The 12,711-nt window shown below is 45.6% G+C and carries 12 protein-coding genes; all 12 read left to right on the top strand.

All coding sequences use genetic code 11. The features are described 5' to 3' along the window. Position 1: 1 nt before the first annotated feature. The 12 genes from ACDJ59_RS19475 (at position 2) to ACDJ59_RS19420 (ending at position 12,580) form a co-directional block, all read left to right on the top strand. Positions 2-901, top strand: a complete 900-nt coding sequence (locus ACDJ59_RS19475; RefSeq protein ID WP_413405041.1) for a glycosyltransferase — start codon at positions 2-4, stop codon at positions 899-901. A 10-nt stretch (positions 902-911) separates the two neighbouring features. Then, a complete protein-coding gene (locus tag ACDJ59_RS19470) occupies positions 912-2,285 on the top strand; it encodes a lipopolysaccharide biosynthesis protein (protein ID WP_413405039.1) in 1,374 nt (457 codons plus the stop codon). Beyond that, complete coding sequence (locus ACDJ59_RS19465; protein WP_413405037.1) at positions 2,272-3,300, top strand: polysaccharide pyruvyl transferase family protein; 1,029 nt, start codon at positions 2,272-2,274, stop codon at positions 3,298-3,300. The genes ACDJ59_RS19470 and ACDJ59_RS19465 overlap by 14 nt, the downstream gene beginning before the upstream one ends. Next, positions 3,297-4,679: a sugar phosphate nucleotidyltransferase gene (locus ACDJ59_RS19460; RefSeq protein WP_413405035.1), complete on the top strand. Its 1,383-nt coding sequence runs from the start codon at positions 3,297-3,299 to the stop codon at positions 4,677-4,679. Before ACDJ59_RS19465 ends, ACDJ59_RS19460 begins: the two co-directional genes overlap by 4 nt. 32 nt (positions 4,680-4,711) lie before the next feature. After that, positions 4,712-6,043 (top strand): UDP-glucose dehydrogenase family protein, encoded by a 1,332-nt coding sequence (locus ACDJ59_RS19455; RefSeq protein WP_413405033.1) that lies wholly within the window; start codon positions 4,712-4,714, stop codon positions 6,041-6,043. A 14-nt stretch (positions 6,044-6,057) separates the two neighbouring features. Beyond that, positions 6,058-6,981, top strand: a complete 924-nt coding sequence (locus tag ACDJ59_RS19450; protein ID WP_413405031.1) for an LCP family protein — start codon at positions 6,058-6,060, stop codon at positions 6,979-6,981. Between the two features lie 20 nt (positions 6,982-7,001). Beyond that, positions 7,002-9,125, top strand: coding sequence for a WD40/YVTN/BNR-like repeat-containing protein (locus ACDJ59_RS19445; protein WP_413405029.1), 2,124 nt, complete (start codon positions 7,002-7,004; stop codon positions 9,123-9,125). A 36-nt stretch (positions 9,126-9,161) separates the two neighbouring features. Further along, positions 9,162-9,737, top strand: a complete 576-nt coding sequence (locus tag ACDJ59_RS19440; RefSeq protein WP_413405027.1) for a VanZ family protein — start codon at positions 9,162-9,164, stop codon at positions 9,735-9,737. A 93-nt stretch (positions 9,738-9,830) separates the two neighbouring features. Next, positions 9,831-10,352 carry a hypothetical protein gene (locus ACDJ59_RS19435; protein WP_413405025.1) on the top strand — a complete coding sequence of 174 codons (522 nt, stop codon included), beginning with the start codon at positions 9,831-9,833 and terminating at the stop codon, positions 10,350-10,352. Between the two features lie 251 nt (positions 10,353-10,603). Then, positions 10,604-10,855 carry a hypothetical protein gene (locus ACDJ59_RS19430; protein ID WP_413405023.1) on the top strand — a complete coding sequence of 84 codons (252 nt, stop codon included), beginning with the start codon at positions 10,604-10,606 and terminating at the stop codon, positions 10,853-10,855. Positions 10,856-10,887: 32 nt separating this feature from the next. After that, positions 10,888-11,796 (top strand): ABC transporter ATP-binding protein, encoded by a 909-nt coding sequence (locus ACDJ59_RS19425; protein ID WP_413405021.1) that lies wholly within the window; start codon positions 10,888-10,890, stop codon positions 11,794-11,796. Continuing rightward, on the top strand, positions 11,789-12,580 hold the full coding sequence (locus ACDJ59_RS19420) for an ABC transporter permease (protein WP_413405018.1): 792 nt from the start codon (positions 11,789-11,791) through the stop codon (positions 12,578-12,580). The genes ACDJ59_RS19425 and ACDJ59_RS19420 overlap by 8 nt, the downstream gene beginning before the upstream one ends. The last annotated feature ends 131 nt before the right edge of the window (positions 12,581-12,711 follow it).

Genomic DNA, 12,711 nt, shown 5'->3' with positions numbered 1-12,711 from the left:
AATGAAAGCCACTGTAGCCATATGCACGTATAACAGAGCCTATGATCTGAGTGAATCTGTTCTTAGTGTCACTCGGCAACACGTTGAATATGACGTTGAAATAATCGTGATTGATAACAATTCAACCGACCACACAGCGCAACTTGTTCAGGAGATTCAGGACATCGAAGGTGTAGATAACGTCAAGTATGTTCTGGAGAAAAAGCCGGGTTTATCGGCCGCAAGGAATCGAGCCATTCGTGAAGCACGCGGGGAGTACATTTTGTTCCTCGATGATGATGCAATCGCATCTCCATTATGGATTCAACATATCGTTGACGTATTCGAGAGTGACTCTTCTATCGGATGTGTGGGGGGCAAGATTGAACCTCTCTGGGAGAGCCAGAAGCCAGACTGGATTCCAAGCGAGAGATTGTCACTTTATACCATTTTGGATTATGCAGACCATGTGATTGAGATGCCTAATCCGTCAATACCCTTCGGTGCAAATGTGGCGTTTCGTACACAGCTCTTTCAGGATATTGCACCTTTTCGTGAAGACTTGGGCAGAGTGGGGAAGAACTTGTTATCCAATGAAGAGAGTGAGTTGATCTCGCGGATCAGAGTCCAACATAAAGTGTTTTATACGCCCTTCGGCTCTGTTCAGCACAAGGTATCCAAAGAACGAACGACTAAGAACTGGTTTTTGCGACGTGTCTTCTGGCAAGGCGTCAGTGATGCTGTTCGTAAAAAAGACAAGGGCGCGATTCGAACGATTAAACACGCTATTCGTCTGGGGCAAGGCGTCATTCGAGCCTTATTATGCATTTACAGTCCGAAGCGTTTCACCCGGCAACTGGCTCAAATCTGCTACCGAAACGGTCTGATCATCGGAATACTCAGATATAACAGTAAGGAATGAGGAATAGTTGATGTCACAACTCGCGCTCCCAAAACTCTTAAAAGGCAATAGTCTGTTACAAACCATTGTGCATACCAGTGGAACAAACGTCATTATTATGGTCTTTACCACGATTACGTCGATCATTACTTCTCGAATGTTTGGTGTTGAGGGTAAGGGAGCTTTTTCGGCTATCTTGTTCTGGCCGACATTTCTGATTGGTCTGGTAAGTTGGGGACTTCCGACCTCGATTATCTATAACCTGAAACGGGAAGCTGCTGAGAAAAGTGCTGAATATTTGCGACTTAGCTTCATGGTCCAAATTCCGATTAGCTTTATCCTTGGGGCGATTGCCTGGATCTATATGCCTTCCTGGATGGCGGATTACCCGCCAGAGGTCATTACGATTGCCCGCTGGTTTACCGTCACCAGTATTCCTGTACTGATCCTGATTAATCTGTTATCTGCTCTGTCGCAGAGTCGTGACAGATTCCAGGTTTATAACGGGATACGGTTATATAATCCCGTGCTGAAAGTGATTGTCATGATCTCCTTATGGTTACTTGGTGCGATGAGCATTGGAATGGCTTCTTTTGTATCCATAGCGAGTTCAGTGATTGTTGTCGCATGGGCAGCATATACGCTCAGAGATAGCCTGAAGTTTAGGTGGTTTACCAAGGCGATTGATCGAAAGGCAGCCAAAAATCTGTTTGGTTACGGCAGTCGGGTTTTTGGTGTGGAACTCCTCGGCACCCTTTACACCCAGTTCGACAAGATTATTATATTGGCTCTGCTCACCCCTAGAGATTTCGGACTCTATTCCGTCGTCTTTGCGTTATCCCGCATCTATAATGCGGTGCAAAATGCAATAAGCAGTGTTGTATTCCCAAAGGTCACCGGATTACCACAGGATCAGGTCATTCGTACCGTTGGGCGAGCATTCCGACTCTCTTTAATTATTATGACAATCATCGTCGTGCCAACCATGTTTGTAGGGAATTGGCTGATGGGTGTTTTGTTCGGTAAGGAGTTTTTGGAGGCGAGTCAGGCATTTTATATTTTGGCTTTTGAATGTATTATTGGCGGCGGTTCTTGGATTCTCGCTTCTGCATTCAATGCTTTGGGAAGACCGGGGCTGGTTATGATCAGACAACTCATTGCGTTGTCAGTCACGATTGGTCTGTTTTTTGTGCTTACTCCCCTATGGGGATTAAACGGTATCGCCATTGCCCTGCTCATCGGCTCGATCGTGCGTATGCTGGTCACCGTTGCAGCGATGAAGATTGCATTTAAAGTTAAGTTCAGTGGCATGTTTTTTGACAAAAAGGATATTGCTTTCCTAGCTGAACGGTTGAATAAAAAAAGAAGAGTCACCCAAGGAGGAGATGGAGATGCTGGGCACTAACAATATTCATCCCATGGAAGAGTTGAAGGGACACTTACTTCAGATTCTGAAGGTCATTCCCCCGCGTACCGATATCTATTATCTGGATTACCCGGTTCACAGCAATGGTGGAGACTTGTTGATTATGAAAGGTACGGAAGCTTTCTTCCGAGACAATCATATTAATGTACTTGCCAGATACAGCATTCTGGATTGCCCTTTGTCACTTAAGGTACCGGAAGGTATCACGATCGTACTGCACGGTGGAGGCAACTTTGGCGATCTGTACCCAGCTCATCAGAAATTGAGAGAACGAATGATTGCCCAGCATCCGAATCACCGAATTGTCATTCTGCCTCAGACGATGTTTTACAAAAGTGATATTGAATTGAAAAAAACAGCTCAGGTATTTAGCCGTCATAAGGATGTGCACTTTTTTGTCCGGGACACCTTATCTTATGAGATTGCCAGTAAAGAATTTCAACAAACGAACGTATATCTTTCTCCAGATATGGCACATCAATTATGGCCCCTCAAGTCCAAGAGCCAACCTGTTGCCGAGATGCTCTATTTCTTTCGGAAGGATATTGAGAAAACTCAGAATCAAGTACAATACGAATCCATCAGTGGGCCTAAGGCCACGTTCAAAGACTGGGAGACATTGTACAACCGGGTAGACCGGAAAATTATTCGCATGATTTCATCCCGGTTGAAATCTGGTAAAGGCAACGCTCTCGCCCGCTGGTTGTGGTACAAATACTCTGATCGGATGGTACATACAGCCGTAAAGGAATTCAATAAATACAAAACCGTCACGACATCTCGTCTGCATGGACATATTCTGGCTTGTCTTCTGGATCAACCGAACATTCTTCTGGACAATTCGTATGGCAAGAACACGAATTATTATACAGCTTGGACGCGGAACAATCCGGTAGGCAGACTGGAAGCTGGTCAGACCAGCACATATAACCAATCAACCAAGGCAGGTAAAGGATCTGGGACGGTTGTGCTCTCGGATGGAGCAGCGCTATGAGAAGTATCTTGTTATCCGGTGGATCGGGTAAGCGTCTCTGGCCATTATCCAACGATTCAAGGTCCAAGCAATTTCTTAAAGTGCTCCATGGACCCGAGGGTGAGCCGGAATCGATGGTGCAACGGGTATGGCGGCAACTGAATTGTGCCGGACTTGCATCACAGGCGTTGATTGCAACCAGTCTGCCTCAGGTGGAGATTCTGACTTCACAGCTTGGGGACGATGTGAAGCTGGTCGTGGAGCCAGAGCGCAGAGATACGTTCCCTGCCATTGCACTCGCCGCTTCCTATCTGTATTCAGTGGAGAGTGTGAGTCTGAGTGAAACGGTTGCTGTACTGCCAGTAGATCCTTTTGTTGAAAAGGAATTCTTCGAGGTTCTGGCGACCTTGCCTGAGATGCTCGATAAGTCAGGGGCCGATCTGGCTTTAATGGGAGTGGTGCCGACCTACCCGTCAGAGAAGTATGGATATATCATTCCGCAATCCTTATCTTCCAGTAAAACTAGCAACGAATACGTTCATGTAGCGAAGTTCCAGGAGAAACCCTGCGAATCCGATGCAGTCCTCATGATTGAGAAGGCTGCATTATGGAATTGCGGGGTTTTTGCTTTTAAGCTGGAGTATTTGATCAATTTGCTCATTGAGATGGAGCTACCCATACAGTACGACGAGATGCTGAAACAATATGGACGATTGCAGAAAATCAGTTTTGATTACCAGGTTGTCGAGAAGGCGAATCAGGTTATTGCCATTCCTTACAATGGATTCTGGAAAGATCTTGGAACCTGGAACACCCTTACCGAAGAGATGGGAACTTCTGTTGTGGGAAAAGGCTGGATTACGGATGATTCTCACGATACTCACCTGATCAATGAATTGAACATTCCAGTTGCCGTATTGGGGCTGTCGGGTGTGGTGGTGGCTGTGAGTCCGGATGGCATTCTGGTCAGTGACAAAGAAGCGAGTCCACGGATCAAAGAGATCGTGAAAAACGAGGATCAACGCCCCATGTATGAGGAGCGCCGATGGGGGTGCTACCGGGTGCTGGATTATACGAGAAATGAAGCCGGTGGCGAGGTTCTCACCAAGCGAATCTGCATCAGTGCCGGGAAGAACCTGAGCTATCAATACCATCTGCTCCGCAATGAGGTATGGACGGTTGTATCGGGAACAGGGGAATTGATACTGGATGGCCAACGTCGAATGATCAGCGAGGGAGATACGGTAATTATTGATCGGAGCATGCTTCATTCCGTCAGAGCCGTTACTGAACTGGAGATCATTGAAGTGCAGATCGGCAGCCAGTTGATTGAGGAAGATATCGTTAGAGTAACCACCGAATGGCAGGACATTGTTCAGACGTATATGAAGCACGTTTAACCAAGACTTTATGATATGGGGGAGATGTTGGAATGAATATTACGGTGATTGGCACAGGTTATGTAGGTTTGGTATCGGGCGTATGTTTTTCGGAACTGGGAAATAACGTGATCTGTGTCGACAATAATGTAGAAAAAGTGACTATGCTGACGGGTGGTCATGTTCCAATCTATGAACCGGGACTCCAGGAAGTCATGAATTCCAATATGAAAGCAGGCAGATTGTCCTTCACCACCAACATTCAGGATGCTATCAGTCGTTCAGATATCATTATCATCGCTGTAGGAACGCCATCACTTCCGAATGGCGAAGCGAATCTGAGTTACATTGAGCTTGTTGCGCGAGAAATTGGTTCTTATATGGATAATTATAAAATAATAATGACTAAAAGCACTGTTCCTGTCGGAACCAATGATCGCATTCAGGAATGGATCAGTAGTTTGACGAGTCATCCATTCGACATGGCATCGGTACCGGAGTTCCTACGAGAAGGTACCGCTGTACAGGATACGCTCTATCCTGACCGGATAGTCATTGGGACACATAGTGAGCGGGCAGTCGCCACGTTGAAAGAGTTGCATCAGCCATTAACCGAACAGATTATTGTTACGGATATTCGCTCGGCCGAAATGATTAAATATGCATCCAACGCTTTCCTGGCAACCAAGATCTCATTTATCAACGAAATCTCTAACATCTGTGAAAAAGTAGGAGCAGATGTCAGCCGCGTTGCCGAAGGCATGGGCTATGACAGACGAATCGGTGCCTCCTTTCTCAAGGCAGGCATTGGTTACGGAGGTTCCTGTTTCCCTAAGGATACACAAGCTCTGATTCAAATTGCAGGCAATGTCGATTATGACTTCAAACTACTGAAATCCGTGGTGGAAGTGAACAAGGATCAACGTTTCAACGTGATTCGTAAGCTCGAAGAGGCATTAGACGTACTGGATGGCAAACAAATTGCGGTCTGGGGTCTTGCCTTCAAACCGGATACGGATGATGTACGAGATGCACCGGCGGTTGAAATTATTCAACGACTGCTTGATCAGGGAGCAACGGTTAAAGCTTACGATCCTATTGCTACGGAGAATTTCCGAAAGGAGGTTGATTCACCGGCGATTACATGGACCTCCAGTGCAATGGAAGCCGCCAAGGGTGCTGATGCGCTCTGTGTTCTAACGGAATGGAAGGAATTTATGGAGGTGGATCTGACCGAACTGGCAGTGCATATGAATCAACCGATTTTAATCGATGGAAGAAATATTTATGAAGAAGATCAGATCAAGGATACAGCGTTTCAATATTACTCTGTAGGTCGTCCGGGATTAACGAATATTGATGGAAGAAAAACCGCAGTTCTGTAGCCGGAGGCATGAACATGAAACTCAAACTGGGGATCAAAATTTCGTTAACCGTTCTCATTCTTATGATTGCTATTGTCATTGGTTACGCAATCTATCTGTACCTCCATGTGAAATCGGCTGCAGACAACATCTATGAGCCCCGGGAACCGATCAAGCAGGTATCCATTGTGGACAACAGGGGAGGCAGGTTCCCGATTGACATGGAGAATCAGGAACCTTTCACTGCCCTGATTCTGGGTGTGGATGAGCGAGTCAATGATCGTGGACGTTCCGACACCATGATCGTGCTCAGTGTGAATCCGACTCAAAAATCAGTGCTCATGTTCAATATCCCTCGCGATACTCGAACGAGCATCGTGGGACATGGAACAGAGGATAAAATCAACCATGCCTACGCCTTTGGTGGTGTGAACATGTCTGTGCAAACGGTTGAACAGTTCCTCGGAGTCCCCATGGACTATTATTTGAAAGTGGATATGGAAGGATTCGCTAAAGTTATCGATTTGGTTGGTGGGGTAGATGTCCACAATCCTTTTGCCTTTGAATATGAGGGTCATCGATTTGAGAAAGGAACCCTTCACTTGGATGGTGCAAGTGCATTGGGTTTTTCACGTATGCGTTACGATGATCCCAAGGGCGATCTGGGGCGAAATGATCGGCAGCGTGAAATTATCAAACAGGTATTGAAAAACACCGTTCAGATATCGACTGTATTTCAGTTGGAGTCGTTGCTTGGAGAAGTGAGCGAACATGTCAAAACAGACGTTTCGTTTGATGAGATGAAGCAAATGCTCAGTAATTATCGTAACGTCCTGGAGCATGTGGAATCGGTTGAGATTAAAGGCTCAGGTAAGAAAATCGACGGAGTATATTACTACATGGTGGAACAGTCTGAGAAGAATCGGATACATCAGTTGATCAAAGAACACTCCGGTTAAATGGATAAGGGGTGAACCACATGCGTATGTTCAGACTACCAAAATTTGTATTGATCGTCATTTTAATGTATACACTTATGATTCCGACATCCAGTAATGTTGTTCAGTCTGCTGAAAGTTATCAATGGGATCAGATACCCATTGGTGGTGGAGGTTACGTTACAGCGGTTGTTGTTCACCCAACGGAACCTGATTTGGTCTATGCTCGTACGGATATTGGCGGTGTCTATCGGCTCGATCCCATAAATAACAGGTGGATTCCTTTATTGGATCATATTGAGTCGGGCGAAAGTAATCTATACGGCATTGATGGGATTGCACTGGATCATCAGAATCCAGATATCATCTATGTTGCTGCCGGAAAGTATGCGAATGGGAGTCCTAGTGACATATTGAAGTCGACAGATCGGGGCGCAACGTGGACTCGAACGGGATTAAATCTTCGTAATGTTTCCAATGGAAATATTCATAGGGCCATGGGGGAGAGTATTGCTGTCAACCCATCAAACTCAAACTATCTGCATGTAGGTACAAGATACGATGGATTATATACATCCAGTAATGGCGGAGATACATGGAGCCAAGTACGTGAAGTTCCCTATGGTCTCTCAGGGCAGGGGATTCGGAGTGTTGTATATGGAGTTAACCCGGCAGCCAAGCATGAGCAAGTTGTGTATGTCGGTGTAAGAGGCGTTGGAATCTTTGCCAAAATGAAACGAAGCAATGGCCAGATGACGTGGGAATTGATTAGAAATAGCCCGGAGAGTACAGCTCGGATGACGGTTTCCAAAAGCGGGATTTTGTATGTGACAACAGATAACCGTGGAATCCTGAAATATAATGGTAAGCAATGGACTAATATTACCCCGAGTTCGGAATATTCATCCTACTATGGTATTAGTATTGATCCCTCCAATGATAATCACATTCTGGCGGCTGTTCGAACGGGTGGCAGTAACTTACCCTTATATCGCTCCGCCAATAGTGGTCAAACCTGGACCAGCGTGAACAAAACGTTGAACGACAGACCTCCATGGTGGTCATCTAATATGTTTTTTTCGGCGACATCAAGTGTAGTATTTGATCCACATCATCCTGGTAGAGTATATGTCTCCGACTGGTCAGGTGTATTTAAAACAGATGACATCACACAACCGATGACCCAATGGGATGCGATTACAGATGGACACGAGGAAGTCGTTGCCCTTTCAGCTACGACACCACCTCAAGGAGCCGCTTTTTTTAGTGGTGTGGCTGATCAGGTAGGATTCAGGCATTCGGATATATTCAATACACCTATCCAAAAGCTCCCACTTGCAGGAATGCAGGAAGTGGTTAGCATCGATTATCACGAGGCAGATCCCAATCAGATCATTTATTTGGGGAGCAACGATTGGTATGGAACCATCACCAAGCTATTTGTGTCAACCGATAATGGACTGACAACTACCTCTGTGAATGTTCCAGCAGGTTCTCAATTGGGGCGTATAGCTTATTCGGCTTCCAATCCGAATTTGATTATTTATTTTCCGCAGAAAGGAAAGGCAGTGAGGAGCACCGATAAGGGTGTAACCTGGCAAAGTATGAATGGACTTCCGTCAAACAATACTGGAGGAGAGTCCATATTCACGTATAATCAGACACTGGCAGCTGATCGAACAAATGGAAATAAGTTTTATGCGTATTACGCTGGACATTTGTATCGAACAAATAACGGTGGAGCTAACTGGATTAAGGCGAACATAGTTGCGTTGCCGCGAAGTGAGAAAATCAAGGTGGAGGCAGCACCAGGAATGGAAAATGTAGTTTGGGTGAGTCTGGGAGAAGCCGGTCTGTATGCTTCCAATAGTTCCGGTGCTGCGTTCACCAAAATACAAAATGTACAATCGTCCGAATTATTTGCTTTTGGAAAAGGGAAATCTGGCGGAGTTAATCCTGCTGTCTTTATCTATGGCACGGTCAATCAGGTGAAAGGATTCTTCCGTTCCGATAATATGGGACTCACCTGGAATAATATCACACCTCTGACTGGTATCGGTCTCGGTAATGAGCCCCAAGTGATGGAAGCCGACCGGCAGACGTATGGAAAGGTCTACGTAGGTACGAATGGCCGTGGATTATTTACAGGCTATTTTGCTCAATAAACTGTACTTGGCTCTGTAAGAAGTATAGAAAGAGATATGAAAGTGGTGATTACAATCCTAATAGAGGAGGGCTCACGGCGTAGGCGACGTAATCATAAGCGAAGAAGATATGGATACCTGATCTCCGTGCTTCTGATTATATCGTGGATTTTATTCATCTGGTCCATGTCCGCACAATCCTATCAGCAACAAACGATTCAGCCTTGGCTTCATCAATGGTCTGAGCAGATCCAATGGGTATTAAGCTTGCCTGATATCCAGTTCACTTATGGTGAGCATCATTATTCACTGAACGCACGCCCCTATGACTTTGCCGAGTTCATATTTCGTAAAAGTGCGCATGTATTTGTTTATGCTGTGCTAGCTGTACTTGTCTATTGTGGCATGCGTTATCGAAGAAGCGGTATGAAAACCTGTATAGGAATTGCACTGGCTACTGTGATTGTGATCGCATCATTTGATGAATATATCCAGCAATTCAGCCCCAATCGGACAGCTTCCATTCGAGATGTAGGAGTTGATCTGATTGGTGGTCTCTGTGGTGTTATGTTATGGATAGCGGGCGTAGCGATCTATCGAAAATTAAGGTCATTTAGCCGCTATCATCGCTAAAGAACGTGATTTCCCAGGAAATTAGATGTATTGTTCAACTTCTACTTGTCTGCCATCCATCATAAGTATGGAGTAGGACAAGGAGGACTGGACATGCTGCGAAGAAGGAACCGGAATGCTTTGCTCAGAAAGATCGGGTTCATCACGATCATTGTATTATTGCTGTGGTTGATTGCCAGAACCATTCCGTATCTGTTTCAGGCAGATACATCGGATGAAGCTGCTGCTGTTGCCGAAGAGTTTTACAAATATGAGCAGACGGGTGACTTCGGCAGTTCATGGGAACTTTTTCATCCCCTGATGAAAGAGCGGTTTCCCAAGAGTGCTTACGTACAGAACAGAGCACATATATTTATGCAGCACTTTGGCGTGGAAACGTTTGAGCTGGAGATGGAACAGCCGGAGCGCGAGTTCGATGTAACCGTGATTGATGGCGTTAACCCATTTTCTGAAGCCTACAGAATCCGGGTCACCCAGAAGTACTCAGGTACCTTTGGCCAATTCGATATGGTGCAGACCTGTTATCTGGTAGAGGATGGCGATCAGTGGACCTTACTCTGGTATTATCCAAATCAGAAAAATGAGGATACCTCGCAGGTCGACAATAGTGATTGATCAGGAAATAATATTAACCCATACATTGAACCGAATTGTATCATTTACCTAACATGAGGCTCTGTAAATGCGAGACTTTTGTCGCATTTATGGAGCTTTTTTTGTGTTTTGCTTGTTTTTAAGGCTATAAAGCCTTGACATTAGTCCCGGTGTCAAGTAAATTACGAGATAGATACAAAATGTATCAATTTTCAGCGTCTAACGACAAATAACAAGGACTTCTAAGCTCCTTGTGAGGGGAAGGAATATCATTGATCGAAACGGGCCGCTTTTACTGTGTCAGTTGTGGGATGATTGTGTCGGTCACTAGAAGCTCTGTCGAAATGAAGGAAGAGGGCAATGGAGGCAATCACGTATTTCGCACCGGATTCTACCGGAGTGAAATGCCGCTTGGATGCTGTGAAGCGTGTGTAGATGAAGCGAAACGTCAGGGGAAATCCCAGTTTGCGGGACAATATACTAAAGATTATGATACACTATGTTCATATGAGAAACGGGCATGAATGATGTGCTCGTCCATGAAGGAGGGGATTGAATGCAGCAGGAGCCGGTCGTCCGGATTCAGGGCGTCAGCAAGATCATATCCTCCCGATCATTGGTCAGCGACCTGACTCTGGATATTTCTCCGGGGCAGGTTTTTGGTTTTTTAGGACCTAATGGCGCGGGAAAAACAACAACGATTCGAATGATGGTTGGACTGATGTCCATCAGTAAAGGTGACATTTTGATCTCAGGACACAGTGTGAAGAATGAATTTGAGAAGGCGGTAGCCCAGGTAGGAGCTATTGTGGAAAATCCGGAAATGTACAAGTTTCTGACCGGGTACCAGAATCTCGTTCACTTTGCCCGCATGTCGCCGGGAGTTACGAAGGAACGTATTGCGGAAACGATTGAGCGTGTGGGGCTTACAGCCCGTATTCACGATAAGGTCAAAACCTATTCACTGGGCATGCGCCAGCGTCTGGGGGTCGCGCAAGCGATATTACATAAACCGAAGCTGCTTGTACTGGATGAGCCGACCAATGGTTTGGACCCACAGGGTATACGGGAACTGAGAGATTATTTGCGTCAGCTCACCCAAGAGGAAGGCATTACGGTCTTTGTATCCAGTCATTTGTTGTCGGAGATGGAGCTGATGTGTGATACGGTGGCCATCATCCAGAATGGCAAGTTGATTGATGTAAGAAACCTTCGGGTTGAAGCCGGTTCGGATGCATTAATCGAAGTTGCTTTTGAGCTGAATGATGCTGACCGCGCTGCGGATCTGATTCAGGGTGCTATCGTACAGGGCAATGTCCTGGTGATGCGGGTGTCTCGTGAGCAGATTCCGGATATCAATGCCAAGCTGGTTAGCGAAGGGTTTCAGGTATACGGTATTCGTAACGTGACTCACACCCTGGAAGAACAATTCTTGCAAGTCACTGGGGGTGGAGGCATTGGGTAGTTTTGGTAATCTGATATTAAATGAGAATATGAAAATTTTCCGTCGTCCCCGTACCTGGATCATGTTAGCGATTCTGGCGCTGATCTCGCTATTAATGCCAGTGTTACTGCGAGAAGGCATGGGGTCCAATGAAGTTTTGTACTGGGAAGCGGCTGTAACGACCATCCAGATTACGTTTTTCCTGAACACGATCTTCTGTGTCGTGATTGCAGCGGAATCGGTTGCGGGCGAATTTACCTGGGGAACCATTAAGCTATTGCTGATCCGTCCATGGTCACGAAGCAAAGTTCTTGCTTCCAAATATCTGACCGTCGTTGGCTTCAGTATTGTCAGTACATTGCTGATCATCGTGATGGCCATGCTAACGTCTTATATCCTTTTCTCGCATGATGCTCCGGGAGGAAGCAGTAGTCCGGCTACGAATGCTCTGACGTTATGGGGATATTTGTACGTTGATCTGTTCATTACGCTTGCTATTGCCTTTATGGTGTCCTCCGTATTTCGTTCAGGTGCACTTGCGATTGGATTATCCCTGTTCATTATGTTCTCACAGAGTATCTTCTCACTCATATTCAATCCGGTCCGTTATGAGTGGGCCAAGTATGTTCTATTCAACAACATGGATCTTAGCAAATACATGACCTCCGGGGCGGATTTTGCGCTAATGGGTGGTCCAAGTGCAGGAATGACACTGGGTTTCTCCATTGCAGTTCTGGCGGTGTATTACGTTATTTTCATGGTGATTTCCTGGGTTGTATTCAGCAAAAGAGATGTGGCAGGCTAACGCCTGCTTCTTTTTTTTGCTCCAATGTTTGTTTTGGAAAGAAAATAAGTGTATATTCAGCATCGCCTGTGGCATGACTGTCATTTAAGGGTACTTAGTATCAGTAGCGTTTTTCATAATTCGAATTTCAC

It is taken from the genome of Paenibacillus amylolyticus (genome assembly GCF_047302515.1).
Taxonomy (GTDB): Bacteria; Bacillota; Bacilli; order Paenibacillales; family Paenibacillaceae; genus Paenibacillus; species Paenibacillus amylolyticus_G.
Note: the sequence above shows the minus strand (reverse complement) of the source record. Positions and strands in the feature narration are given on the sequence as shown.

What these genes read in the sequence shown, in the direction of transcription:
- ACDJ59_RS19475 (WP_413405041.1), top strand. Translation starts at nt 2, where the DNA reads ATGAAAGCCACTGTAGCCATATGCACGTATAACAGAGCCTATGATCTG.
- ACDJ59_RS19470 (WP_413405039.1), top strand. Translation starts at nt 912, where the DNA reads ATGTCACAACTCGCGCTCCCAAAACTCTTAAAAGGCAATAGTCTGTTA.
- ACDJ59_RS19465 (WP_413405037.1), top strand. Translation starts at nt 2,272, where the DNA reads ATGCTGGGCACTAACAATATTCATCCCATGGAAGAGTTGAAGGGACAC.
- ACDJ59_RS19460 (WP_413405035.1), top strand. Translation starts at nt 3,297, where the DNA reads ATGAGAAGTATCTTGTTATCCGGTGGATCGGGTAAGCGTCTCTGGCCA.
- ACDJ59_RS19455 (WP_413405033.1), top strand. Translation starts at nt 4,712, where the DNA reads ATGAATATTACGGTGATTGGCACAGGTTATGTAGGTTTGGTATCGGGC.
- ACDJ59_RS19450 (WP_413405031.1), top strand. Translation starts at nt 6,058, where the DNA reads ATGAAACTCAAACTGGGGATCAAAATTTCGTTAACCGTTCTCATTCTT.
- ACDJ59_RS19445 (WP_413405029.1), top strand. Translation starts at nt 7,002, where the DNA reads ATGCGTATGTTCAGACTACCAAAATTTGTATTGATCGTCATTTTAATG.
- ACDJ59_RS19440 (WP_413405027.1), top strand. Translation starts at nt 9,162, where the DNA reads ATGAAAGTGGTGATTACAATCCTAATAGAGGAGGGCTCACGGCGTAGG.
- ACDJ59_RS19435 (WP_413405025.1), top strand. Translation starts at nt 9,831, where the DNA reads ATGCTGCGAAGAAGGAACCGGAATGCTTTGCTCAGAAAGATCGGGTTC.
- ACDJ59_RS19425 (WP_413405021.1), top strand. Translation starts at nt 10,888, where the DNA reads ATGCAGCAGGAGCCGGTCGTCCGGATTCAGGGCGTCAGCAAGATCATA.